The 25800-nt window shown below is 61.6% G+C and carries 21 protein-coding genes and 2 tRNA genes; 15 read left to right on the top strand and 8 right to left on the bottom strand.

Features of this window, described 5'->3' with window-relative positions; translation table 11 throughout:
• Nucleotides 1-47 precede the first annotated feature (47 nt).
• The gene (locus ACP7CJ_RS04770; RefSeq protein ID WP_276197325.1) at nucleotides 48-779 is read right to left on the bottom strand and encodes an FKBP-type peptidyl-prolyl cis-trans isomerase; all 732 of its coding nucleotides are present in this window, start codon (nucleotides 777-779) and stop codon (nucleotides 48-50) included.
• Nucleotides 780-1026: 247 nt separating this feature from the next.
• On the opposite strand from ACP7CJ_RS04770, the gene ACP7CJ_RS04765 reads away from it, so the two are divergent.
• From ACP7CJ_RS04765 to ACP7CJ_RS04720, 10 genes are all read left to right on the top strand, one after another.
• Entirely contained in the window at nucleotides 1027-2838 is a 1812-nt protein-coding gene (locus tag ACP7CJ_RS04765) for a di-heme-cytochrome C peroxidase (protein WP_426099352.1), read from the top strand.
• 29 nt (nucleotides 2839-2867) lie between these two features.
• Nucleotides 2868-3998 (top strand): catalase family protein, encoded by a 1131-nt coding sequence (locus tag ACP7CJ_RS04760; RefSeq protein WP_426099723.1) that lies wholly within the window; start codon nucleotides 2868-2870, stop codon nucleotides 3996-3998.
• A 523-nt stretch (nucleotides 3999-4521) separates the two neighbouring features.
• Nucleotides 4522-4620: a K(+)-transporting ATPase subunit F gene (gene kdpF / locus ACP7CJ_RS04755; RefSeq protein ID WP_074851717.1), complete on the top strand. Its 99-nt coding sequence runs from the start codon at nucleotides 4522-4524 to the stop codon at nucleotides 4618-4620.
• A gap of 107 nt (nucleotides 4621-4727) precedes the next feature.
• On the top strand, nucleotides 4728-6434 hold the full coding sequence (kdpA, locus tag ACP7CJ_RS04750; protein ID WP_426099353.1) for a potassium-transporting ATPase subunit KdpA: 1707 nt from the start codon (nucleotides 4728-4730) through the stop codon (nucleotides 6432-6434).
• A 10-nt stretch (nucleotides 6435-6444) separates the two neighbouring features.
• Nucleotides 6445-7104, top strand: a complete 660-nt coding sequence (gene kdpC / locus ACP7CJ_RS04745; protein WP_426099354.1) for a K(+)-transporting ATPase subunit C — start codon at nucleotides 6445-6447, stop codon at nucleotides 7102-7104.
• A gap of 12 nt (nucleotides 7105-7116) precedes the next feature.
• On the top strand, nucleotides 7117-9186 hold the full coding sequence (gene kdpB, locus ACP7CJ_RS04740) for a potassium-transporting ATPase subunit KdpB (RefSeq protein WP_276197320.1): 2070 nt from the start codon (nucleotides 7117-7119) through the stop codon (nucleotides 9184-9186).
• Nucleotides 9187-9316: 130 nt separating this feature from the next.
• Nucleotides 9317-11968 carry a DUF4118 domain-containing protein gene (locus ACP7CJ_RS04735; RefSeq protein WP_426099355.1) on the top strand — a complete coding sequence of 884 codons (2652 nt, stop codon included), beginning with the start codon at nucleotides 9317-9319 and terminating at the stop codon, nucleotides 11966-11968.
• A complete protein-coding gene (locus tag ACP7CJ_RS04730; RefSeq protein ID WP_426099356.1) occupies nucleotides 11965-12657 on the top strand; it encodes a response regulator in 693 nt (230 codons plus the stop codon). Before ACP7CJ_RS04735 ends, ACP7CJ_RS04730 begins: the two co-directional genes overlap by 4 nt.
• Nucleotides 12658-12990: 333 nt before the next feature.
• A complete protein-coding gene (locus ACP7CJ_RS04725; protein ID WP_276197316.1) occupies nucleotides 12991-14004 on the top strand; it encodes a response regulator in 1014 nt (337 codons plus the stop codon).
• Nucleotides 14005-14007: 3 nt separating this feature from the next.
• Complete coding sequence (locus tag ACP7CJ_RS04720) at nucleotides 14008-14961, top strand: sensor domain-containing diguanylate cyclase (protein WP_276197315.1); 954 nt, start codon at nucleotides 14008-14010, stop codon at nucleotides 14959-14961.
• Nucleotides 14962-15182: 221 nt separating this feature from the next.
• Here the strand turns inward: ACP7CJ_RS04720 and ACP7CJ_RS04715 are convergent.
• The 6 genes from ACP7CJ_RS04715 to ACP7CJ_RS04690 all read right to left on the bottom strand — a co-directional run bounded on the left by ACP7CJ_RS04715 (nucleotide 15183) and on the right by ACP7CJ_RS04690 (nucleotide 18916).
• Nucleotides 15183-15259, bottom strand: a tRNA-Asp gene (locus ACP7CJ_RS04715).
• A gap of 19 nt (nucleotides 15260-15278) precedes the next feature.
• Nucleotides 15279-15354 (bottom strand) — tRNA-Val (locus ACP7CJ_RS04710).
• 272 nt (nucleotides 15355-15626) lie between these two features.
• Entirely contained in the window at nucleotides 15627-16229 is a 603-nt protein-coding gene (gene pcaG, locus ACP7CJ_RS04705; RefSeq protein WP_276197314.1) for a protocatechuate 3,4-dioxygenase subunit alpha, read from the bottom strand.
• 12 nt (nucleotides 16230-16241) lie between these two features.
• Nucleotides 16242-16961, bottom strand: coding sequence for a protocatechuate 3,4-dioxygenase subunit beta (gene pcaH / locus ACP7CJ_RS04700; protein WP_426099357.1), 720 nt, complete (start codon nucleotides 16959-16961; stop codon nucleotides 16242-16244).
• 130 nt (nucleotides 16962-17091) lie between these two features.
• Entirely contained in the window at nucleotides 17092-18021 is a 930-nt protein-coding gene (pcaQ, locus tag ACP7CJ_RS04695) for a pca operon transcription factor PcaQ (protein WP_247401656.1), read from the bottom strand.
• Between the two features lie 70 nt (nucleotides 18022-18091).
• Nucleotides 18092-18916: a sugar phosphate isomerase/epimerase family protein gene (locus ACP7CJ_RS04690; RefSeq protein ID WP_426099359.1), complete on the bottom strand. Its 825-nt coding sequence runs from the start codon at nucleotides 18914-18916 to the stop codon at nucleotides 18092-18094.
• Between the two features lie 385 nt (nucleotides 18917-19301).
• Here ACP7CJ_RS04690 and ACP7CJ_RS04685 point away from each other — a divergent pair, with 385 nt between their 5' ends.
• Together ACP7CJ_RS04685 and ACP7CJ_RS04680 are read left to right on the top strand one after the other, a co-directional pair.
• Entirely contained in the window at nucleotides 19302-20156 is an 855-nt protein-coding gene (locus tag ACP7CJ_RS04685; RefSeq protein ID WP_426099361.1) for an IclR family transcriptional regulator, read from the top strand.
• Nucleotides 20153-21910 (top strand): FAD-dependent oxidoreductase, encoded by a 1758-nt coding sequence (locus tag ACP7CJ_RS04680; protein ID WP_426099362.1) that lies wholly within the window; start codon nucleotides 20153-20155, stop codon nucleotides 21908-21910. The genes ACP7CJ_RS04685 and ACP7CJ_RS04680 overlap by 4 nt, the downstream gene beginning before the upstream one ends.
• 29 nt (nucleotides 21911-21939) lie before the next feature.
• Here the strand turns inward: ACP7CJ_RS04680 and ACP7CJ_RS04675 are convergent, their stop codons facing one another.
• Entirely contained in the window at nucleotides 21940-22713 is a 774-nt protein-coding gene (locus ACP7CJ_RS04675; RefSeq protein ID WP_247401664.1) for an IclR family transcriptional regulator domain-containing protein, read from the bottom strand.
• Nucleotides 22714-22858: 145 nt separating this feature from the next.
• Here ACP7CJ_RS04675 and ACP7CJ_RS04670 point away from each other — a divergent pair, with 145 nt between their 5' ends.
• Genes ACP7CJ_RS04670 through ACP7CJ_RS04660 form a run of 3 tightly spaced genes read left to right on the top strand, consistent with a single transcriptional unit; the run spans nucleotide 22859 to nucleotide 25780 of the window.
• Nucleotides 22859-23677 carry a shikimate dehydrogenase family protein gene (locus ACP7CJ_RS04670; RefSeq protein WP_247401665.1) on the top strand — a complete coding sequence of 273 codons (819 nt, stop codon included), beginning with the start codon at nucleotides 22859-22861 and terminating at the stop codon, nucleotides 23675-23677.
• Between the two features lie 35 nt (nucleotides 23678-23712).
• Complete coding sequence (locus tag ACP7CJ_RS04665; RefSeq protein WP_426099363.1) at nucleotides 23713-25491, top strand: FAD-dependent oxidoreductase; 1779 nt, start codon at nucleotides 23713-23715, stop codon at nucleotides 25489-25491.
• Nucleotides 25460-25780 (top strand): NIPSNAP family protein, encoded by a 321-nt coding sequence (locus ACP7CJ_RS04660; RefSeq protein ID WP_079443204.1) that lies wholly within the window; start codon nucleotides 25460-25462, stop codon nucleotides 25778-25780. Before ACP7CJ_RS04665 ends, ACP7CJ_RS04660 begins: the two co-directional genes overlap by 32 nt.
• Nucleotides 25781-25800 lie beyond the last annotated feature (20 nt).

The following is a 25800-nucleotide window of genomic DNA, read 5'->3' as shown; positions in this document are numbered from 1 at the left end:
AACAACAACGCCCCGTCGAGACGGGGCGTTGGGTGTTCAGGCGCCGATTACTTCTTGGCGGCTGGTGCGTCAGGGGCTTCAGCCTTGGCTGGGTCCTTGATGGCCAGCAGTTCCAGGTCGAATACCAGCACGGAGTTGGCCGGGATCGCCGGGCTCGGGCTCTGGGCACCGTAGGCCAGGTCGGATGGGATGTACAACTCGACCTTTTCGCCGACGTGCATCAGTTGCAGGCCTTCGACCCAACCCGGAATCACGCCGCTGACCGGCAGGTCAATCGGGCTGCCGCGATCCACGGAGCTGTCAAAGGTAGTGCCGTTGGTGAGCTTGCCGGTGTAGTGCACAGTGACCACGTCGGTCGGCTTAGGCTGAGGGCCATCGGCTTTCTTGGTGATCTTGTACTGCAGGCCGGAAGCCGTGGTGACTACGCCGTCTTTCTTGGCGTTGTCTTCGAGGAATTTCTTGCCGGCGGATGCCGACTCTTCGCTCATTTTGGTCATGCGTTCTTCAGCACGCTTCTGCAGTGCGGCAAACGCTTCAACCAGTTCGTCGTCTTTCAGCTTCTGCTCTTTCTTACCGACGGCATCTTCAATGCCCTGGGCTACCGCTTTGGAGTCCAGATCGTCCATGCCTTCTTGGGCAAGGCTTTTGCCCATGTTCAGGCCGATACCGTAGGAAGCTTTCTGCGCCGGGGTTTTCAGCTCTACGCTGGTCTGCGAATCACAACCCGCAAGTACCAGGCTAACCAGGGCCACCGCCGCCGCCAACCGATGCTGTTTCATGCTATTTCCTTGTTCATGCGCCAAAAGGGCAATCGAATAAAGTCGCGAGCTTATCAGGCGGCCACGACCAATGGCTACCGGCATCTGAGCAGGAAACTTCTGATAAGTTCACGTGTTTAAAAGCATTTTCATTCATGATGGACGCCCGCGACGGATCGCGGGACTGCCTGTCCGCAGGATCATGGCCACTTGCCGCACCTGTGGCGTAGTGGCATAACAACGCAATCACTCGACAAGGATAGTTATCTTGCGCATTTTTTCCCGTGTTTTACTGCTGATCCTCGCCCTGCTGGGCCTGATCCTGGCAGTGGTGCTCTATTACACCGCCAACCCCAGGCTGCCGGACTACGTCCCCGTGGAACAGGTGCATTACCAGGATCAATGGAGTGCCGCCGACCGCCAGACCTACTACTTCACGCCTCAGGGCACCCAGGTAAAAGGCCTGCATTACGAGTGGTTCACCGCGCTGGAACTGCCGTTTTCCGAACAGCGCTTCGCCACGCCGGAGTACCTGGCACGCTTCGGTTTCCTGGTCGATCCCAAGCAAGGGCCCAGCCCACAAAACCCCGGCAACCTCCCGGTCGGCTTCGCCCGGCACAAGAACGCCGGCAGCAACACCGAATACCTGGACATCACCTGCGCCGCCTGCCACACCGGCGAATTGCATTTCAACGGCCAGGCCCTGCGCATCGACGGCGGTTCGGCCCAGCACGTGCTGCCCTCCAGCGTGCCGACTTTGCGCGGCGGCAGTTTCGGCCAGGCCCTGGTGGCCAGCCTCGCCGCGACGTATTACAACCCGTGGAAATTCGAACGCTTCGCCCGCAAGGTGCTGGGCTACGATTACGATGACCACAATGAACAGTTGCTGCGCCAAGACTTCAAACAGTCGCTGAACCAGTTCATCAAAGTCGCCTGGAACGATACCCACCGTGGCCTCTACCCTACCGAAGAAGGCCCGGGGCGCACCGATGCCTTCGGCCGCATCGCCAACGCCAGCTTTGGCGACGCAATTTCCCCGGAGAATTACCGAGTTGCCAACGCGCCCGTGGACTACCCGCAGTTGTGGGATATCTGGACGTTCGACTGGGTGCAATGGAACGGTTCGGCGCAACAACCGATGGCGCGCAATATCGGCGAAGCCCTCGGCGTGGGGGCAACCCTAGGCTTCTTCGACAGCGCCGGCCAGCCGCTTCAGGGCGACGCACGCTACCCGTCGAGCGTGCGGGTGCGCGACCTGAACCTGATCGAAGAAACCCTGCAGCGCCTCAAGCCGCCGACCTGGCCGGAAGACCTGTTCGGCGCCCTCGACAAGCCCCTCGCCGCCCAGGGCCGCGTGCTGTTCGCCGAAAACTGCGCCGGCTGCCATGTGCCGGCCGTCACCCAGCAAAATGGCCGCCCGGTGCAGCAACTGAAAATGCTCCCGGTGGACTACATCGGCACCGACCCCAGCGCCGCTAGCAATATCGCCGACCAGCGCTATGACCTCAGCGCCTTGAAGTGGGACCCGGCAGAATTGGCCCAGTTGAACGTCGAGTTGCACCCCACGCCCACCGAACCGCTGGACCTGAAAAAAATCTCCGTGGCCAAGGGGCTGGCCTACGTCACCGCCTTCGTTGAGGACCACGCCTACCGCGCCGCCGGCGTCACCCCGGCCGAGCGCCCGCGCCTGGACGGTTACGGCCTGCCCATCGGCGTGCGCGAGTTGCGCGCCTACAAGGCGCGGCCGCTGGCCGGCGTGTGGGCCACCCCGCCGTTTTTGCACAACGGCTCGGTGCCGACGATTTACCAGTTGCTCTCGCCCCAGGACGAACGCAACACCACCTTCTATAAAGGCACCTTCAACTACGACCCGCGCCACCTGGGCTTTCAGACCGGCGCGTTCAACAATGCCTTCCTGTTCGATACGCGCATCACCGGCAACCACAACAGCGGCCATGAATTCCGCGCGGGCCAACGGGGCAACGGCGTCATCGGCCGCGGCTTGTTGCCGCAGGAACGCTGGGCACTGCTGGAATACCTCAAAGTCCTCGGCGGCCCGCTGGAGCAACAACTGCCATGATTATCCACTCGCACAACCCGCAACCTTCCATGCTCGCTCGCCTGTGGCTGCGCCTCGGCGCCGTGCTCGGCAAAACCCTGCTATGGCTGGCGGCCCTTGGCCTGCTCGGCTGGCTGGCGGCCACCGCTTGGTACGCCTGGCAGCACAGCGGCCCGGTGTCGCCGGACGAGCAGATCCCGTCCGGTGAAGCGGCAATGACCCAGGGCATTATCCAGACGGCAGTGCGTATCGTTGACCAACACCGCGAAGGCACGCGTTACCTACGCGATGCCCATGCCAAGGCCCACGGTTGCGTGAAGGCCGAAGTCAAGGTGCTGGCCGACCTCGACCCCGCACTGCGCCAGGGTGTCTTTGCCGAACCGGGCAAGACCTGGCAAGCCATGATGCGGCTGTCCAACGGCAACGCCTACCCGCAATTCGACAGCATCCGCGATGCGCGCGGCATGGCCATCAAGCTGCTCGACGTGCCGGGCACACAGTTGCTCGCCGACCAGCAAGCACGGGCCGAGCAGGACTTTGTGATGTTCAGCCACCCGAACTTCTTTGTCAGCAACGTGGCCGAGTACGCGCAGAACATCGGCGCCCAGGCGGACGGCAAGAAAGTCCTGGCGTTTTTCCCCAAGCTCGACCCCCGCAGTTGGCAGGTGCGCCACCTGTTCATCGTCCTGGCGACCCTGGCCCCCGCACCGGCCAGCCCGACCCAGACCACGTACTTTTCCGTCTCGCCCTACAAGTTCGGCGCAGCCAACGCCAAGTTCCGCGTCGCGCCCGACCCGCAGAACTGCCCGGACTATGTGCTGCCCAAACAGAATCAGGACCTGCCGAACTTCCTGCGCAGCGCCCTGAACCAGCAACTGTCCACCGACCGCGTGCCGGCGTGCTTCGTGCTGCAGATCCAGCGACAGAACCCGCAGAAGTTCATGCCGATCGAAGACACCAGCATCGAATGGAAAGAAAGCGATGCGCCCTATGAAACCGTGGCCAGGGTGAAGATCCCCGCTCAGGATTTCGATACGCCGGCGTTGAACCTGGCATGCGACAACCAGTCGTTCAACCCGTGGTTCGGGCTGGAAGCGCACCGTCCCATCGGCGGGATCAACCGGTTGCGCAAAGCGGTGTACGAAGCCGTCAGCGACTATCGGCATAGCCGCAACTTGTAATATTTGGGGCTATGTGGAAGGGGGCTTGCCCCCTCCCACATTTAGATTTCATTACATCAGGCGGATGCTCTGTTGTTCTGCTTTTCGTAAAGAGTTCGTATAGTTTGCCGATTCGCCATAACGATTACGTTGCCTCTATTGAGTCACTAAGCCCGAACACTTTACCGTCACTTCCTACCCCCAAACACCCGTAGGAAGTCATCGTGGAAAGTTCAACTTTAGGCATGCTCGTCCTGTCAATGATTGCGCTCTTCGGCACCGCCGCGTTTTGCTTCGAACACCTCTCTACCCGTAGCGAGAAGAAAAAGAAAGCCAAATAAGCGGCGCGTCAACATCAGCAGAACCCCAGTTTTCAAAGGGATACCCGGGCGGCGGGCTATCCCTTTTTTTCGTTCGCCCCGGATAAAGCCGTCTATATACCGTCTTAATACCGCCACCTGTAATCAGTGCCTGGGCTTGATACCCCAGCGATTAACCTCCCCGCGTCCGCCATTGCGGCTTATTCATTCAGGGGAGTTACACCGTGCTCACACTCACGTTCATTTATATCGCCAGCGGCCTCTGCGCCGTGGGGCTGTTCGCTTACTTGGGCTACGCCCTTATTCGCGCAGAAAAATTCTAGGGAGTTCGCCATGTACGACCTGATGTTTATTGGCCTTTCCCTGGTGTTTTTTGTTGCGACTGCCATGGCCATTGTCGCCATGGGCAAGATTTGAACGGAGCCACGACATGTTAAGCACGCTGCTGGAATTTGCGCTGGTCCTGGGGGTAATGACGGGACTCGCAGTACTGATGGGCAAATGGCTGACCCGGGTGTTCACCGGGGCTCACCATGCCTTGCCGGAACGTTATACCTATCGCCTGCTGGGCATTGACCCACGGGAAACCATGGGCTGGGCACGCTACGGTTCGGCGCTGTTGTTGTCGAACGCGGCGATGATGCTGCTGGGCTATTGGGTCCTGCGCCTGCAGGCGGTGATGCCGATCAACCCGTTGGGGCTGGCCGCACAAACGCCGGACCTGGCGTTCAACACCACCGTTTCCTTTATTACCAACACCAACTGGCAGGCGTACTCGGGCGAGAGCAGCCTGTCGAACTTCAGCCAGATGGCGGTCATCACCTTTCTGATGTGCGTCGGCGCCACCTCCGGGGTGGTCGCCGCAGCCGGTTTCATTCGCGGTTTGAGCCGCTCCAGCTCGGGCGATATCGGCAACTTTTGGGTCGACTTCACTCGCACGCTCTACCGCGTGATGCTGCCGCTGTGCGTGGGTATGGCGCTGGTGTATGTCTGGCAGGGCATGCCGCAGACCTTCGCCTCCCAGGTCTTGGCCACAACGCTCGAAGGCGCGCAGCAACAGTTGATTGTCGGCGCGGTGGCCAGCTTTGAATCGATCAAGCACATCGGCACCAACGGCGGCGGTTTCTTCAGCATGAACGCCGCGCACCCGTTCGAAAACCCGACGCCGCTGACCAACGCGCTGCACATCCTCAGCATGTTGCTGATCCCTTCGGCGTTGACCTACACCTTTGGCAGCATGCTGTTGCAACGTCGCCAGGGCTGGGTGTTTTTCGGCACCTTCCTGGTGATGTTCATCGGCTTCCTCGCACTGGTCTACGGCGCCGAGCAAAACGGCAACCCGCTGCTGACCCAGGCCGGCGCCAACCAGAGCCTGTCGCTGGAACAAAGCGGCGGCAACATGGAAGGCAAGGAACTGCGCTTCGGCATCGCCGACAGCAGCCTGTTCATCGCCACCACCACAGCGGCGACCACCGGTTCGGTCAACACCATGCACGACTCGTTGACCCCCATGGGCGGTTTCGTGCCCCTGGCGCAGATGATGCTCAACTGCGTGTTCGGCGGCGACGGCGTGGGCTTTATCAACCTGATCCAATACGCCCTGCTGACGGTGTTCCTGGTGGGCATGATGATCGGCCGCAGCCCCGAGTTCCTCGGCAAGAAAATCGAGGCACGGGAGATGAAACTGGTGATGCTCTCGGTGCTCGCGCACCCCATCAGCATCCTCGGTTTCACCGCCCTCGCCGCCCTGTGGCCCGACACCCTGGCCAGCCTGAACAACCTCGGCCCCCACGGTTTCAGCGAGGTGCTCTACGCCTACACCTCCGGCACCGCCAACAACGGCTCGGCCTTCGCCGGCTTGAACGCGAATACGCCGTTCTTCAACACCACCATCGGCCTGGCGATGTTGATCGGGCGCTTCTTCACCCTGCTGCCGATGCTCGCCGTGGCCGGTTCCCTGGCAATGAAAAAAACCGTACCTGCCGGTGCCGGCACCATTCCCACCGCGACCCCGCTGTTCATGCTGCTGGTGGTGTTCGTGGTGCTGGTGGTCGGCGGCCTGACCTTTTTGCCGGCGCTCGCGCTCGGCCCGCTGGTGGAGCAACTGCAGTTGCTGTCCGGCCAGACGTACAACTGAGGACACGTGGATGACGACTCAATCGATATTCAAAGGGCTGTTGCGCCCGGTGCTGGTTTCGGCGGTGTTTTTCATGCTGTTGACGGGGTTCGCCTACCCGGCGTTCACCACCGTGACCGCACAACTGATGTTCCCGTTCCAGGCCCGTGGCTCGCTGATTGAACGCGACGGCCTGGTCATGGGCTCGGCCCTGATCGGCCAACACTTCACCCGGCCGGAGTACTTCCATGGCCGCCCGAGCATGACCCTCGGCGCCGACCCGCAAGACCCGAGCAAAAGCGTGTCGCAGCCGTACAACGCCGGTTCCAGCGGCGCCAGCAACCTGGGGCCGACCAGCCAGAAACTACTGGACCAGGTCGCCGCACGCGTCCACGCCTATCGCCAGGACAACGGCCTGGGCGCAGACGCCCAGGTGCCAGTGGACGCAGTCACCGCTTCCGCTTCAGGCCTCGACCCACATATCTCGCTGGCCAATGCGCGGCTGCAACTGCCACGGGTGGCGCGCCTGCGGCAGATCCCCGAAGCCGAGTTGCTGCAACTGGTCGACCAACACACCCGTGCGCGCACCTTCGGCCTGCTCGGCGAACCACGGGTCAATGTGCTGCAACTCAACCTTGCGCTAGACGCCCGCCTGCCATCGCGTCAGCCCCCTATTGCGGCCAGTGAGTAAGAGATTTCCCTCATGAAGAATGCTCGTTTACCTCTGTTTGATCGCACCATCGTGCTCACCGCGTGTGGGGATGCGCTGAAGAAACTGCTGCCCCAGGCGCAATGGAAAAACCCGGTGATGTTCGTGGTTTACCTGGGCAGCATCCTCACCACCCTGCTGTGGTTCCAGTCCCTGGGTGGCCAGGGTGAAGCGCCCAGCGGTTTTATCCTCAGCATCACCTTGTGGCTGTGGTTCACCGTGCTGTTCGCCAACTTCGCCGAGGCCTTGGCCGAAGGTCGCAGCCGGGCCCAGGCGGCCAGCCTGCGTGGGATGAAGCGCCAGACGTTGGCCAAGTTGCTGCAACAACCCCAGCATGGCAGCGCCTGGTTACCGCTCGAAGCCAGCCTGCTGCGCAAGGACAGCGTGGTGCTGATCGAAGCCGGCGACCTGGTGCCGCTCGATGGCGTGGTGATTGAAGGCGTGGCGTCGGTGGACGAAAGCGCGATCACCGGCGAATCGGCGCCGGTGATTCGCGAGGCCGGTGGCGACTTTTCCTCGGTCACCGGCGGCACACGCGTGCTGTCGGACTGGCTGGTGGTGCGTATCAGCGTCAACCCCGGCGAGTCGTTTCTGGACCGCATGATCTCGATGGTCGAATCGGCCAAGCGCCAGAAGACCCCGAACGAAGTGGCCCTGAACATCCTGCTGGTGGGCCTGACCCTGTTGTTCCTGCTGGTGATCGCCACGCTGAGCCCTTACTCGATCTTCGCCGTGGCCATGAGCGGCAGCGGCAGCGTGGTCAGCGCCACGGTGCTGGTGGCGTTGCTGGTGTGCCTGATCCCCACCACCATCGGCGGCCTGCTCTCGGCCATCGGCGTGGCGGGCATGAGCCGGATGATGTCGGCCAATGTCATCGCCACCTCCGGGCGCGCGGTCGAAGCGGCGGGCGACGTCGACGTGTTGCTGCTGGACAAGACCGGCACCATCACCCTGGGCAACCGTCAGGCCAGCAGCTTTTTGCCGGCGCCGGGGATAAAAGAGGCCGAGTTGGCAGACGCCGCGCAACTGGCGTCCCTGGCCGATGAAACCCCGGAAGGCCGCAGCATCGTGGTCCTGGCCAAACAGAAGTTCGACATCCGCGCGCGGGACATCAACCAGCTCGGCGCCAGCTTTGTCCACTTCACCGCGCAAACCCGCATGAGCGGCGTCGACCTGCCCGAAGGCCGGGCGATTCGCAAGGGCGCGGCGGACGCGATTCGCAACCATATCGAGGCTTTGGGCGGCAGTTTTCCGACAGCCTTGCAGGCCAAGGTCGATGAAGTCGCGCGGCGCGGCAGCACGCCGCTGGTGGTCAGTGACGGCGCCAAGGCGCTGGGTGTGGTGGAACTCAAGGACGTGGTCAAGGGCGGCATCAAGGAGCGCTTCGCCGAGTTGCGGCGCATGGGCATCAAGACCGTGATGATCACCGGCGACAACCGCCTGACCGCCGCCGCCATTGCGGTGGAAGCCGGCGTGGATGACTTCCTCGCCGAGGCCCGCCCGGAAGACAAGCTGCAATTGATCCGCGACTACCAGGCCCAGGGCAAGCTCGTGGCCATGACCGGCGACGGCACCAACGACGCACCGGCGCTGGCCCAGGCCGACGTGGCGGTGGCGATGAACAGCGGCACCCAGGCCGCCAAAGAGGCCGGCAACATGGTCGACCTCGACAGCAACCCGACCAAGCTGATCGAAGTGGTCGAGGTCGGCAAACAGATGCTGATGACGCGCGGCGCCCTCACCACCTTCAGCGTGGCGAACGACGTGGCGAAGTACTTCGCAATCATCCCGGCGGCGTTTGTCGCGACCTATCCACAGCTCGGCGCATTGAACGTGATGCACCTGACCAGCCCCAACTCGGCGATTCTCAGTGCGGTGATTTTTAACGCGCTGATCATTGTTGCGCTGATTCCACTGGCCCTGCGCGGCGTGACTTACCGCGCGATCGGCGCGGCGGCGTTGCTCAACCGCAACCTGCTGATCTATGGCCTGGGCGGGGTGCTGGTGCCGTTTGCCGGGATCAAGCTGATCGACCTGTTGCTGACGGGGTTGGGCCTCGTATAACGCGCCAACCACTGTAGGAGCGAGCTTACTCGCGAAGGGCGTTAACGCTAACGCGGGAAACCTGACACCCAGCGGCACCCTCAGGTTTTTCGCGAGCAAGCTCGCTCCTACAGACAACCAGAGGAATGACATGCCCGCCTTAAACGACGAACGCCCCGACCCCGACGCCCTGCTGGCGTGGGTGCAACAGAAAGAACAGGCCGCCTTGCGCGGCAAATTGCGTATCTACTTCGGCTCCAACGCCGGGGTGGGCAAGACCTGCGCCATGCTCGCTGCAGCGCAACGCGAAGTCGCCCTGGGCCGCGACCTGCTGGCCGGGGTGGTGGAAAGCCACGGCCGCACAGAAACCGCCGAGCTGCTGCATGGCCTGGAACAACTGCCCCGCGCCGCGCTGCAGCATCGCGAGTTCGCACTCAGTGAATTCGACCTCGACGCCGCCCTGCGCCGCCACCCCGCCGTGGTGCTGGTGGACGAACTGGCCCACAGCAACGTGCCCGGCTCGCGCCACCCCAAACGCTGGCAAGACGTGGAAGAACTGCTCAGCGCCGGCATCGATGTCTGGACCACCCTCAACGTCCAACACCTGGAAAGCCTGAATGACCTGGTCAGTGGGATCATCGGCATCCGCGTGCGGGAAACCGTGCCCGACCATGTGTTCGACAACGCCCACGAAGTGGTGGTGATCGACCTGCCGCCGGACGATCTGCTGCAACGCCTCAAGGACGGCAAGGTGTACCTGGGCCCGGCAGCCGCGCGTGCGTCGCAAAATTTTTTCCGCAAGGGCAACCTGCTGGCGCTGCGCGAGCTGACACTGCGGCGCACCGCCGACCGGGTCGACGCGCAGATGCGCGTGTACCGCCGCGAACAATCGATCAAGACCCTGTGGCCGGCCCGCGAACGGCTGCTGGTCGGCGTGGCCGGTGACGCCGGCGATGAACGCCTGGTGCGTGAAGCGGCGCGCCTGGCGCAAAAACTGGAAGCGGACTGGATTGTCGTCCACGTCGCTTCGGCCCAAGGGCGCGGCGCCAAGCGCTACCTGAACGCAATGAAAACCCTGGCCCTGGCCAGCGAATTCGGCGCCGACACGGCCACACTGCCGGGCATGGACGTCGCCGAAGCCCTGGTTGCCTGCGCCCGCGAGCACAACGCCAATCGCCTGGTACTCGGCCATCATCCGCGCCGCAGGTGGCAGTTCTGGCATCAGTCGGTCAGCGACCGGATCAGCCGCCACCATCCGCAAATCGATCAGATCGTGATCGCCCACGGCCTGCTGCCGGGCAAGCCCGCCGCGCTCGAAAAACCCACGGCACGGCCCGGCACTCGACTGGCCTACGTCTGGGCCAGCCTCGCCTGTTTCGCCGCCAGCGCCGTCGCCGCCCTGCTGTTGCAGGTGTTCGACCTGGCCAACGTGGTCATGCTGTTTTTGCTCACGGTCGTGCTGGTTGCGCTGCGCTATGGACGCGGCCCCGGCGTGTGGGCCGCGATGCTCGCGGTGCTGTGTTTTGACTTCTTTTTCGTACAGCCGCGCTATTCATTCACCGTCAACGACACCCAGTATTTTTTCACCTTTGCGTTGATGCTCGGCATCGCCCTGATCACCGGCCAACTCACCGCGCGCCTGCGCCACGAAGCGCGCACCGCCGCCGCGCGCGAACGCCGCGCAACCTCCCTGGCGCGCTTGGCCCGCGACCTGTCGGCCGCGCTGACCGTGGAGCACATCAGCGAAGTCGCGCTACGCACCTTCAGCGGCGTCTTCGAAGCACGGGTCGGCCTGGCCTTGCCGGACGCCGCCGATGGCGTACACAGCGTCAGCGCGGGCGGGTTGCCGATCGACGACAGCATCGCCCAATGGACCTACGACCACGGCCACCCCGCCGGCCACGGCACCGACACCCTTTCGGCGGCCAAGGGCTGCTATTTGCCGCTCAAAGCGCCGATGCGCGTGCGCGGTGTGCTGGTGCTGGAACTGGCCCAGAGCGAACGCTTGAACGATCCGCAGGAACGCCGCCTGCTGGAAGCCTGCATGAGCCAGTTGGCGATTGCGCTGGAGCGCGTGCATTTCGTTGAAGTGGCGCAAAGCACGTTGGTGCAGATGGAAGGCGAAAAAATGCGCAACACCCTGCTCGCGGCAATTTCCCACGACCTGCGCACACCGCTGACCACGCTGATCGGCGCCGCCGACACCGCCCTGCCCCACGCCCCGCCGGGGCCACTGACCGAACTGCTGCACGGCATTCACGAACAAGCCACGTCCATGCAGCGCCTGATCGAAAACCTATTGGACATGGCACGCATGCAAGAGCGCGGCGTGCGCCTGAACCGCCAATGGCACTCGCTGGAAGAAATCGTCGGCAGCGCCCTGCGCCAATTGCGCGAGCCATTGGCGCAGCACCGCGTAAACACCACGCTCGACGCGCACTTGCCGTTGGTGGAAGTCGACGCGCTGCTGATCGAACGGGTGCTGGTCAACCTGCTGGACAACGCCGCCAAGTACACCCCGCCGGGCACGCTCATCAGCGTGGCCGCCAGCCAGGTCGGCGAGAGCATTGTGCTGGAGGTCAGCGACACCGGCCCAGGTAGCGCCCCGGCCAATCTGTTCGAGCCCTTCACGCGCGGCCAGCAGGAGTCGTCCGTCGCCGGCATCGGCCTGGGCCTGGCGCTGGCCAAACGCATCGTCGAGGCCCACGGCGGGCGCATCGACGCCAACCCCGGCCGCGTGTGCGGCATGCATTTCATCATCACGCTACCGGCGGGCACCCCGCCGTCCATGGAATTCCTATGAGCACTGCACGCATTCTGATTGTTGAAGACGAGGCCAACATCCGCCGCTTTGTCGGCATTGCCCTGCAAGATGAAGGCTTTCAGGTGTTCGAGGCCGACAGCGTCAAACGTGCGCTGATCCACGCCGCCAGCCGTCAGCCGGATCTGGTGATCGTCGACCTCGGCCTGCCGGATGGCGACGGCAAACAACTGATCAGCGAACTGCGCGGTTGGCTCGCGGTGCCGATCCTGGTGCTGTCGGCACGTGACCGCGAAGAAGAAAAAGTCGCCGCCCTGGACGCGGGTGCCGATGACTACCTGACCAAGCCGTTCGGCGTGCCCGAGCTGCTCGCACGCATCCGCGCCCAACTGCGCCGGCATGGGCAGACCGGCACCGTGGTGGCGACCAGCAAGGTGACGTTTGGCGAGATTGAAGTCGACCTGGCGACCCATGAAGTGTCGCGCTCGGGCCAGCCGGTACACCTGACGCCCATCGAGTACCGCTTGCTCTGCGCGATGATTCGCGGCCAGAGTCGGGTACTGACTCACCGGCAACTGCTGCTGGAAGTGTGGGGCCTGGATTACGTCGACCGCGCCCACTACCTACGCGTGCATATGGCGCATTTGCGGCAAAAACTGGAGGTGGACCCGGCGCAGCCACAGTACTTCATTACCGAGTTGCAGGTGGGCTACCGGCTGATTGCGCCTTGAGCTGACAGCGATCAAACCCCAGACAGCAATGTGCGCACCGCAGCGTCTTGATGCAATGCCCGAGCGTCTATCGGAACCTCACATTATCAAACTCAACCGTGCGCACGATGGCCCGGTGTAATCGAAGCATCTGGACATGCAAACAGACGTTCGGGGTGTTCAGCGCCCCTGGTGAAAACTTGGATCACTTCATCATTCGTGAGGCGCCGGGGTTGGCGGGCCGATAGTGACTGGCTCGGCTGTCGCGCTCAATAAAGCCCTGTTTAATAAGGTGGTATTGGCATGCTTATGGGGCATGATGGGCCGCAGTGCTTTGCCTGATATTCAACGCCGATGAGTGCCAATCTTTTGTCAGTGATTCCCCTACTAGTATGTGACGACTCCATCATGGCCCGTAAGCAGGTGTTACGGGCTCTACCGGCGGACTGGCCGGTTTCGGTCACAGAGGCGGGGAATGGGCGCGAGGCCATGGATGCCATACGCAGGGGTTTGGGGCAGGTGGTGCTGCTCGACCTGACCATGCCGGAAATGGATGGTTATCAGGTATTGAGCGCCTTACGCGCGGAAGGATTGAAGGCGCAAGTCATCGTGATCTCCGGCGACATTCAGGAAGAAGCGGTGCGCCGCGTGCTTGAGCTGGGCGCGCTGGCGTTCCTGAAAAAGCCTTTCGACGAAAGCGAGCTGCGCCAGACACTCAGTCAGTTGGGGCTCCTGACAGAACCCGGCAACGCGTCGCCGGGGAATCGTCGGATAGCGAACACGGCCATCAGTTTTCACGATGTGTTCCGCGAAACGATCAACGTTGCCATCGGCCGGGCGGCCGCCCTGATAGCCAAGGTGTTGGGCGTCTTTGTGCAGTTGCCAGTACCGAACGTGAACATACTCGAAGTCGGCGAGTTGCACATGGCGCTGACCGATGCCAGCAGTTGCAACGAACTCACAGCCATTTGCCAGGGTTTTATCGGCAGTGGCATCGCTGGCGAAGCCCTGCTGATGTTTCACGACTCGGAAATCACCGACATAGCGCAATTGATGAAGCGCCACAGCAGCGATTATTCGGACATGGAAATGCTGCTAGACCTCTCCAGCGTTCTGATCGGTGCCTGCCTGAGCAGCATTGCCGAACAGATCGATGTGGTGTTTTCTCAAGGTCACCCGCAGATCCTCGGCCAGCACGCAAGCATCGATGAGCTGATCCAGGTCAACCGCAAGCGCTGGAAAAAGACCCTGGCCGTGGAAATCAGCTACAGCCTGGAAGGGCACGATATTCGTTTCGACCTGTTGTTGCTGTTCACAGAAGACTCAATCGAACGATTGACCCACAAACTCGCCTACTTGACGAACTAAGCCATGAACGATTCTCTCGATCTGAACGAGTTTCACTGGTTGCTGGCAATCGTCCAGAACATCGACGTCGGTGTTGTGGTGCTCGACCGCAACTATTGCGTGCAGGTCTGGAACACCTTCATGGAGAACCGCTCCGGGTTGCAGCCCAAGGACGCCCAAAATCAGAATTTCTTGAGTCTGTTTCCCGAAATCGACCCGCAATGGTTCAGCCGCAAGGTGGAAAGCGTCGCGACCCTGGGCACACCCGCGTTCACTATCTGGGAGCAGCGCCCGTATCTGGTGCGGTTCAAGAACTACCAGCCGATCACCGGCCAGGAAGAGTTCATGTACCAGAACACCACGTTGTTACCGCTGCGCTCCACCGACGGCAAAATCAAGCATATTTGCCTGGTGATCTATGACGTCACTGACGTCGCCACCAACCGGCATCAACTCCAGGCCGCCAATGCGCAATTGCAGCAACTCTCCAGGACCGATCGGCTGACGGGCTTGTACAACCGCGGTTACTGGGAAGAAAGCCTGAAAGGCGCCTATGCGCGGCACCAGCGTTATGGCAATGCCACCAGCCTGGTGATGCTGGATATCGACAATTTCAAGCGGATCAACGACACCTATGGTCACCTGGCGGGCGACAAGGTCATCGAAGAAATCGCCAGGCTGATCCATGAACATGCGCGCGAAACCGATATGGCTGGGCGTTATGGCGGTGAAGAGTTCGCCGTGGTGCTATCGGACACCGATAAAACCAATGGATGGGTGTTCGCCGAGCGTCTGCGTAAGGCAGTCGAAGGGCTGGAAGTGCTGCACAACGGCCAGAGCATCCGTTTCACCATCAGCCTGGGGGTGGCCGACCTGAGCCAGCCCTCGATCAACTATGCCGACCTGATCGCCTGGGCGGACCATGCGCTGTTTGCGTCGAAGAAGGCCGGGCGCAATCGGGTGTCGGTGTATGAGTAGCGTGATCGTAGTGCCTGGTTTTACGACGACTGAGCGGCCTCTCTGCGCCGACTAGCCGACTTGAGGCACGCGTCGGCGATAGGCGCCCAGGGAAATACGCAAGTGCTTGTCCCGCCAATAAACGATGGGATCGCCGAGCTGAATCCCAGGCACAAAAAAGCCCGCTCAATGAGCGGGCTTCCTGTGGTGACCTGGCGTTCAGCGTTCCAGGTAACCGAATATGGCGCAGCGGACGGGACTCGAACCCGCGACCCCCGGCGTGACAGGCCGGTATTCTAACCGACTGAACTACCGCTGCGCGTAACACATAAAGCGAATGGTGGGTGATGACGGGATCGAACCGCCGACCCTCTGCTTGTAAGGCAGATGCTCTCCCAGCTGAGCTAATCACCCTTCACTTTCGGTGTGGGCCGCATCATATACGAAAAATCCGCAATGTGTTGATTTAAATGCAATTTATTTAGAATATTTTCCAATGAGCGGCGCGCCCCGGTAAAAACGGGGTTCTTCTGGGCCAAACGCGGCGCTATTACGCTTACCTGACGCTTGGCGGCGGCGTGGGCTGGTGGACCTGATGACCCGTTATCAGGCCACCCCGCACCGGGTTTTCCAAAGCCCAGACAGCAAAAAGCCCGCTCAATGAGCGGGCTTTTTGGAGTGATCCGTCAGAAGTCGAAGAACACCGTTTCTCCTTCGCCTTGTATCCGGATATCAAAACGATAAGCCAACTTGCCATCAACCGTGCAACGCTTGGCGACCAGCGTCTCCCGACGTTGCGGCTGCTCGATCAGATTCAGCACCGGATCGACCGCATTGGCCTGGGCTTCGTCGTCGAAGTACACACGGGTCTGCAAGTGAATATTGATACCCCGCGCGAACAGCGAAACATTGACGTGCGGCGCCATCCCTACACCCGCAGCGTTCTTCAGGGTGCCCGGCTTGACGGTATGGATCTGCCACTCGCCAGTCTCCGTGGTCGCCGTGCGGCCAAAACTGTTGAAGGGCTTTTCCAGGTTGTAGTCGCTGTCGTAAACGCCTTCGTGGTCAGCCTGCCAGCATTCCAGGAACGCATCGCGGATCAGGTGACCGTTGCCGTCATAGACATGGCCCAGCAACAGGATGTGCTCACCCGGCGCACCGGGTTTGGCCATTTCGTTCCAGATTTCCTGCTCGCGCGGCGGGTTGCCCGCCGCCTCCAGCGCCAGGCCGATATGCACGTAGGGACCGGCGGTTTGCGACGGGGTTTCAGGCAGAAGTTCAACGGGCATGGGCGTGCCTCCTCAACGGTTTTCGAAGTGGGTCTTGCGCTGACCGCGCAGAACGATATCAAAGCGATAAGCCAGGCAATCCATGGGATTGGCCATGCTCATATCAAGCTTTGCGATCAGGCTCTGCACCGCATCCGGATTGGCGATCGACTTGACGATCGGGCACATCGGGATGAGTGGGTCACCTTCGAAATACAGCTGGGTGATCAATCGCGTGGCAATCGACGGGCCGCTGATGGAGAAGTGAATATGCGCCGGGCGCCAGTCGTTGGGACCATTGCGCCACGGATACGGGCCAGGCTTGACCGTGCGAAAACTGTAGTTGCCCTCGCGGTCGGTCAAGGCACGGCCGACGCCACCGAAGTTAGGGTCGATGGGGGCCAGATAGCTGTCTTTCTTGTGCCGATAGCGACCACCGGCATTGGCTTGCCACATTTCCACCAGGGTATGGGGAATCGGCTTGCCGTACTGGTCACAGACCCGACCGGCGACGATGATGCGCTCGCCGATGGGCAAACCCCCGTGATTGAAGTTCAGCAGCAGATCGTTATCGTGCTGCCCCATCTTCAGGTGGGAAAAGTCCGGGCCGCTGGTTTCCGACTGGGATAGAGGGATGCTCACCAACGCCTGACGCGGGGAACGCAGGATTGAGGTTTTGTAGTCAGGCGTCAGGGCTTTGGGGTGCCAATTACGGTCACGAATGACGAAACGGCTGTTGTCCGCATCAGACATGTCGGTTTCCTTTTTTGTTATGGATAAAAATCAGCGGTTAACGCTGCCTAAACAGCACTCAACAACCTAGTCTCCCTTGATAAGACGCCATCCAAAACTGAAAAAACCGAGCCTATCCATATCCAAATGGTTATGGATAACAACCCTCGCGATATTCCTCACCCACCTCGCGCAACACCTCCACGCACCATTGAGCCGCCATGGACATCGTCAACGCAGGATTGCTGCACAGCCCCACAGAACCACCGGGTTCGCGAATACCCAACTCCAACTCAACCAGGTCACCTCGACTCAGGTCCTGCCTGACCGCGTCAAAAGGCGCGACCCAGATCGCCTGACTGCACTGCACATAACGCCGACTCAAGATCAACGACAGGGTTTCCAGACGCTGGCGCGGTGGGCTGATGCTGTGTTGCACAAACAGGCTGTCGGCGAATTTGCGAATCGTCGTCCCCGCCAGCGGCAACACCAGCGGATAATTTTCGATGTGTTCATGCGCGTGTGGGTCAGCCAATAGCGGATGGCCGTTACGCACCACCAGGGTCATGGACTCGCTGTACAGATGTTCGAACATCAGCCCCAGGATCTGCGGGCTATCGGTCATGCGGCCGACCACCAGGTCCAGCTCCCCCACACGCAATTGCGACAACAGGTACGCGCTTGGCCCGGTCACCACGCTCACGACCAACGCCGGATGCCGGGCATGCAAACGACAGACGACCTCGGGCACCAGCAAACTTTCCACGGTGGACAACACGCCGAGCCGCGCGGTGAAGGGCTCATGCTCGCCGGAACGCAGGCTATTCACCCCTTCACGCAGCGCTTGTACGCTCGGCCCGGCATAACGCAGGAAAGCCACCCCGGCTTCAGTCAACGCCGCGCCACTTTTACTGCGCACAAATAAAGTGGCGGTCAGCAGGGTTTCGAGTTCTTTGAGGGTCTTGGACAGCGCCGGTTGGCTGATCGCCAGTTTTTCCGAGGCGCGCGCCAGGCTGCCCTGGCGCGCCACTTCGAGAAAGCACACCAGATGGCGGAATTTGATTCGGGTGTCGATATTCAACGTATTTAGCCGCCTTCGAGGTGTCCGGTGCCGCGAAAGTGTACGCCCGATGTCCGGGCGACGCTGCCAATCAGCGCCGTTGCAATACGTGATGAGCCTTGTCGAGCGCCATCTTCGCCCGGTCGAAAGCGCTAACGCCTTGCTCCAACAACTGCCGAGAGGGGGTCTCCAGGCTCAGCGGGATACCGGCGGGCAGCGCGCTCAACAGGCCGTGCAGGTCACAATCGCCGTCACCCGGAAAACGTCGTTCATTGCGCGCCTGACGCAGGATTTCATCCATATCGTCGGGGCGCGGTCCCGCCACGTCGCACAGCTGTGCGTAGCGGAAACGATGCGGCGCCTTGGCCGTGACGGCGGCCAGTTCCGTGAGCGATGAGCCAGACCGATCGAAGTGGAACGCGTCAATCAGCACCCCACCGTTGTGACGTGCAGCGCTCTCGACGATGCGCCATGCCTGCGAAAGATCGCGTGCGTCTGTCCAAGGCATGAACTCCAGGTGCGGATGGATGCCGAGCGGTGCCGCCATATCGCACAGCGCAGCGAAGTTATCGCCCAGGCGGGCTTCGTCCGGGTCGTTGCCGGCGATCAACAATTCAGTCGCGCCAAACTCGGCACCGACTTCCAGAAGGCCAAGGAAATCCTGCACGCGGGTTTCCGGCTTCAATCGCAGGATCTCAATGTCCAGCACCTTGATCCCGGTGTCCCGCAGACGCTGGCGCGTTCGATGCCGCAACTCGGCATCTGCCATCAAGGGGAAGTGATGTTCTTGCGGCGTTGCCGGTTCCAGCCGCAAGCCGACATGGCTATATCCGGCGCGGGCAGCGACCTCGACCATGTCCGGAGGCGACAGCTCCAGCACGGTCAGGGCAGCCAGGGAAAATATCTGTTCGCTCATGGTCGACTCTCGTTCTCGAATTCCAAAAAAAGCGACGTGCTTCGGTCACGAAAAGTGACGACCTGAGCCGCTGTGTTTTTTTAGTTAGAACTGAGTTCCAGTTTTAAATCAAGTGGAAAAAACACGCAGAAAGGAAAGCAATTTGCGCGGTTGGTTTGTGTTCGATAACCGCACAAAAGCCTGATTTTCCGATTGATCATTCTTCCTTAAAAACCGAACACTAAATAAGACTCCCCCCCGAAGCCCCCGTAATCCGGGACTTGCGCCCTGTCGGCGTAACCGGGCGAATTGACACTGCTGGCGTAACTGGAATAGTTTTCCAGAATTATCGAAAGCCAATTCCAGCGAAACGACGGGCGTCACAAAACCACTGAGGAGCCAGGTTATGCCAAGTGCAGCGAGTCACACCGAAAGCAGTTACGTAGGGCGCTTTGACCGTGGTCTGGCCATTCTGGAAATGCTGGCCAACAGCGGTGAAGGGATTCCGCTGACCGCGATTGCGGAACAGCTGCGCATCCCTCGTAGCGCAACCCATCGCCTGCTGAACACCTTGTGTGAAACCGGCTATGCACGCCAGGAGCAGGAACGTGGCACGTATGTGCTGACCTCCAAGTTGCAGGTCCTCGCCTTCACCCACCTGAGCGCGGACGGGACGGTTGATGCGGTGCAGCCGGTGCTCAATCGTCTGGCGGCAGAAGTCGGTGAGCTGGTGCGGTTGTCCGTGGTGGACGAGGATCGGCTGACCTGGGTTGCGCGTGCGCAAGGCGCACGCTCCGGGCTGCGTTATGACCCGGACATGGGCATGGCGGCCAAGCTTTCATGCTCCGCGAGCGGCTATGCCTGGATGGCAACCCTGGATAACGAGCAGGCGTTGGCACTGGTCGGCCGACAGGGCTTCGGTCTGGCCCAGGACTATGGTCCCTCTGCCCCGCAAACCGTTGAGGCATTGCTGCCAAGAATCGAATCGGCACGGACCCTCGGCTATGCGATGGCCATTCAGACATTTGCCGACTGGATGTCAGCCATCGCTGTCCCCCTGTTTCACCCAATCAGCCGCAAGGTGATTGGGGTGGTCAGTGTTGCGGGCCCGGTTTTCCGGCTTTCCGAAGCGCGGCTGCATCAAATCGCCCCGTCACTCATCGCTGCTGTAGCAGAAATCCAGCAGTTGATTCCGGGGTCTCCCGCCCTGATGAGTCCAGGGCTCACCGCAATGAATATCAGTCAAGGTGACTCAGTGTGAACACCCAGAACAACGCCAGGTCAAGACGTCTCGATTGTGATCTGTTAGTGATCGGCTCCGGCGCTTCCGGCCTTGCCGCCGCCGTGACCGCCGCGTCCCAGGGCCTTAAGGTCATCGTGGTGGAAAAGCATGCAACATTCGGCGGCGCGACGGCATGGTCGGGTGGATGGCTGTGGGTTCCGGGCAACCCATTGGCCAAGCGCGCGGGTATTGATGAAGATCCACAGCAACCGCGCACCTATTTGAAGAATGAACTGGGTTCACGCTACAACGCCGAACGGGTCGATGCTTTTCTGGACAATGCGCCACGGATGGTGGCGTTCTTTGAAGAAAACACCGCGTTAAAATGGGTCGATGGCAACGGCATCCCCGACATTCATGGGCATGTTCCCGGCGCCGCCGTTCAAGGCCATCAGGTGATCGCGGCGCCCTACGATGCGAGAAACATGGGGCGGTTGATCCGACGCATGCGCAAACCCATGAGAGAGACGTCTTTCCTCGGCATGCCGATCATGGCCGGCCCCGATCTGGCGGCCTTTTTGAGTATGACCCAATCGCTCAAATCCTTTATCCATGTCAGCAAGCGTTTTCTACGCCACCTGCGAGATCTGGCCTTCCACGGTCGGGCCATGCACTTGGTCAACGGCCAGGCGTTGGTCGCACGCCTGGCCAAATCGGCGGTCGATCGCGGTGTGACGCTGATCGAGTCCGCCCCCGCTCGCCAATTGATCCTGGATCAAGGCAAGGTCTTGGGGGCTATCGTCGACACGCCAGACGGCACCACGCACATTTATGCCACCCGGGGCGTCGTGTTGGCAGCCGGTGGTTTCCCCAACGACATGCGTCGGCGCAAGGCGCTTTTCCCGCGCACGCCGACAGACAACGACCACCTGGCCTTGCCCCCTGTCGATTGTTCGGGCGATGGCATTTCACTGGGCGAATCTGCCGGCGGCGTGCTGGAGGTAGACGTTGCATCACCCGCCGCATGGGCGCCGGTTTCGTTGGTCCCGCACGCGGACGGCAGCACGGGGCATTTCCCCCACATCATCGACCGCGCCAAACCCGGCCTGATTGGCGTGCTGTCCACCGGCAAGCGCTTCGTCAACGAAGCCGACGGCTACTACGATTACACCGCTGCCATGATGACCGCGGCGCCAGAAGGCGAAGAAGTGGCGTCCTGGCTGATCTGCGATCACCGCTTCCAGCGCCGCTTCGGGCTGGGTCATTCGCGGCCGTTCCCGCTACCGGTGGGGCCGTCGGTACGCAGCGGGTATTTGCAACGCGCCGCATCCATCCATGCGCTGGCCGAAGCCTGCGGTATCGATCCGGCGGGGTTGTCTGAAACGGTACGCAACTTCAACGAGCACGCCCGCAACGGTCAGGACCCAGCGTTCGGTCGGGGCTCCACGCCTTACAACCGCAAACAAGGCGATCCCCTTATTACCGAAGGCAACCCCTGCGTGGCCCCGATCGAACACGGCCCGTTCTACGCCGTGAAGGTCCGCCCTGGCAGCTTCGGCACATTCGCGGGCCTCAAGACCAATGGCCATGCCCAGGTAGTGGACCGCAGTGGAGCCGCTATCACCGGTCTTTACGCAGTCGGCACCGACATGGCGAGCGTCATGGGCGGTTACTACCCTTCCGGTGGGATCAACCTCGGGCCGGCCATGACGTTCGGCTATATCGCCGGGCTTCATGCGGCCGCTGCGCAGCATTCAACCGATGCGAGTTCGAACGCCCAGGACGTCGCGTAACGCCGTTCAACTGAAGCCTGTTCTGACATTCAAAGTGTCATGATCGGCCGCAGCAGCGCCTGCCCTTCGTACAGCGGCGACAGATACCGCTCGCGCATGTCCTCAACCGTCATGCGCGACGCGTGAGTCGTCAGCGTCAGCGTTGCCTGCAATTGCCCTTCCCGATCCAGCAGCGGCACGCTCAGCACGCGCATGCCCACTTCATATTCCTGATCCACCATCACGTAACCACGCTCGCCCGCCAGGGCGATTTCGCGGCGGATCAGTGCTTCGTCGGTGAGCGTATAAGGCGTGATGGCTCGAGGAGGGTTGCGTTGGAAGTAAGCGCACAGCGCCTCCTGCGAAAAACTCGCCAACCACAGCCGTCCGCTGCCGGTGCAATACATCGGCACCCGTGAACCGGGACGAATCGACATCGAGGTGATGTGGCTATAGCGACTGCGCACCACATGCACAATGTCATCACCGTCGCGAACACCCACCGACACATGCTCCTGGGTGGTTCGCGCCACCTGCTCGACGATGGGCCGCAGCATGCGCGGCAGTAGCGCGGAATCGACATAAGCCTGGCCAATACGCAAGGCCTTCGCGGTCAGCCAGTAATGGCGGCCATCGGTCTGCGCAAAGTCGTCATGCACCAAGGTCAGCAAAAAACGCCGCGCGGCGCTTTGGGTCATATCGGCCATGCGCGCCACTTGCGGCACGCTCAGGCGCGGATGCTCCTGGGAAAACAACTGCAACAGCGCCAGGCCTTTTTGCAGGCCGACGATCAAATCGCGCGGGTGGATGGTGGGTTTTTTCATCACTCGGATTCTTTATCGTGCATAGACTGCGATTATCGCACTGACACTGCGATTATCAACCTAATCCCTCACAAGCTCGATTGTTCGCTGCCTTCACCGCTTGCAGTATCAGCGGCACAACACAGCTAATAAGCGAGTACCTCCCATGATTCAGGGTTCGACTGAACTGGTCGCCATCGTCGGCTCACCTGTAGCCCAGGTGAAATCGCCGGAAAACTTCAATCGCTGGTTCGCCGACCACCAGCAGAACGTCGCCATGCTCGCCATCGACCTTGCACAGAGCGCCCTGGATGATTTCGTCCAGACCCTGCGCGGCTGGCAAAACCTGCGCGGATGCGTGGTCACCGTTCCTTACAAGCAACTGCTGGCCAGCCGCCTGGACGGCGTCAGTGAACGCTCGGCGGCGCTGTGCTCGGTCAATGTGATCCGCCGCGAGACCGACGGTCGACTGGTGGGCGATATCGTCGACGGCGAAGGTTTTCTCAACGCTGCGCGCAAGCACGGTTTCAACCCCAAGGACCAACAGGTTCTGGTGATCGGTACCGGCGGCGTCGGCAGCGCGATCGCGTATTCGTTGTGCCAGGCCGGGGTCAGCCATTTGGTCATCAGCGACATCAGCCATGCGCGCGTCGAGGTGCTCGGCGACCTTCTACGCAGTGCCTTCCCGCAGATTGTGATCAGCGCCAGCCCGGCGTCGCTCGAGCACTTCGACCTGGTCGTCAACGCCTCGCCCGTCGGCATGAGTGCAACCAATGACAACGGCCCGATGCCGTTGCCAACTGCGCTGATGGAAACCCTGAACGCCAAAACCCTGGTGGCGGATGTCGTGACATCACCGGCGGTGACACCGTTTCTCGCCATGGCCCGACGCCTCGGCTGCCCGATCCAGACCGGGCCGGAAATGGCGTTGGCGCAGTTGGGCAACCTCGGTCACTTCATGGGCGTGACGCCGCTGGAGATCTGACTCTCCGGGGGCGTCCTTAACAGGCGATAACAATAATGAACACGAAGACTTCCCTGCCCTCCGCCCATGCCGAGCTGGCCTATGACGTGATTGTCCTGGGCAGCGGCGCGGCCGGATTCGCCGCAGCGGTGACTGCCAGTTGCCGCGGCCTCAAGGTGTTGTTGGTGGAAAAGACCGAGGCCTTCGGCGGTACGTCGGCGATTTCCGGTGGTGCGGTGTGGCTGCACGACACCGACCAGGCCCGGGCCGCCGGGCATTGCCTGCCCGCCGAACAGATGCGCCGTTATCTGAAAGAGGTGATCGGCAGCGGCTACAACCCGCAGTTGATCGATGCCTTCATCGAACACGGCCGTGAAGCCCTGCGCTACCTGGAAACCCACAGCGAACTCAAGTACAGCCTGCGACCGTTGTCGCCCGACTACTACCCGGACTTGCCGGGTGGCACGCAAACAGGTCGCGCGCTGGAAATCGACGAGTACGACGGCCGCCACCTCGGTGAGCATTTCAAAGACCTCAAACGCCCGCCGGACGGCATGCTGCTTTTCGGCGGCATGATGGTCAATCGTGTCGATATCCAGCACTTCCTCAGCTTCAAGCGCTCGCCCAAATCCCTCTGGCACTGCCTTAAACTGATAGGCCGTTACGCCGTCGACCGCCTCAACCATCCACGCGGCACTCGCCTGACCGTGGGCAACGCCTTGATCGCACGCCTGGCCACCACTGCGCTGGCCAAGGGTGTCGACCTGTGGCTGCAAGCAACCCCCGAGGCCTTGATCGTTGAACAGGGTTCGGTCAAGGGCGTGCAGATTTCCAGGCGCGGAACAACTCATTCCGTGTTCGCGCGTGGCGGTGTGGTGCTGGCCATGGGGGGGTTTGCCGCAAGCGCACACGCCGCCGAACAGCGGCCATCGACTGATTCGGAGCACTGGAGCATGTCGCCGCCGGCCAACGTCGGTGACGGGCAACGCCTGGCGGCCTCGGTCAACGCGGCAATCGGCGACAACCTGGCGTCGAATTTCTTCTGGGCCCCGGTTTCGGTGCTGCACAAGAGCGACGGCAGCGTGGAACGCTTTCCGCATCTGGTCACCGACCGCGCCAAACCCGGCGTTATTGCGGTCAACCGGGCCGGGCAGCGCTTCGTTAATGAATCCAACTCCTATCACTGTTTCGTCGAAGCCATGTTCGCCAATGGCGGCGCCAATGCGCCCTGCTGGCTGATCTGTGACAGCGAAGCGATGAACAGCTACGGCATGGGCCTGGCGCGTCCGCGCCCCGTCGACAACAGCGCACTGATCGACGCCGGTTATCTGCTGCGAGCCGACAGCCTCGGCGAATTGGCACTCATCGCCGGCCTGGAGGCGAACACGCTGGAGCAGACCGTGGCGCAGTACAACGCGGATGCCGATCAAGGCGTCGACCACCAATTCGGCAAGGGCAGTACGGCCTACAACCGCTACATGGGTGACCCGCTGCATCAGCCCAATCCCTGCCTGAAAGCCCTGCGCAAGGCGCCCTTCTACGCCGTGTGTTTATTTACCGGCGATCTCGGTTCGGCACGCGGCCTGGTCACCAACGGCCAGGCCAACGTGCTGGATCGCAGCGGCGCACCGATCCCCGGCCTCTACGCGGCGGGCAACGAAATGAATTCGATCATGGACGGCACTTACCCCGGCCCCGGTATCACCCTCGGCCCAGGCATCACGTTCGGTTACCTCGCCGCCAACGATATCGCTCAGCGGCTCGACCACAGCCGCGCACACCCATCCCACACTGGAGAACAGCATGTATTACGAACTGCGCACCTACACGATTAAACCCACCAAGCTCGGCGACTGGCTGGCCCTGTACAAAAGCGCCGCCTTAGCCGTGCAGCAGGAACACTTGGGCAATCTGGTCGGTTTTTTCACCACCGAAATCGGTGAAGTCAATCAAGTGGTGCACATCTGGGGCTACGCCAGCCTTGACGAGCGCATGACCCGCCGCAACGCCATGGCGGCCGATCCACGCTGGCAGGACTTCGCACGGCAGAACAAGGAGCTGGATGCCGTGGTGACGCTGGAATCACGACTGCTGCGCCCGACCGATTTTTCGCCGCTCAAATAACCCCATCGCAGCGTTGCGCC

The sequence above is a fragment of the Pseudomonas sp. PSPC3-2 genome (genome assembly GCF_049897085.1).
Taxonomy (GTDB): domain Bacteria; phylum Pseudomonadota; class Gammaproteobacteria; order Pseudomonadales; family Pseudomonadaceae; genus Aquipseudomonas; species Aquipseudomonas paraveronii.
The sequence above is the reverse complement of the archived record's forward strand: the minus strand, read 5'-3'. Positions and strand labels throughout refer to the sequence as shown.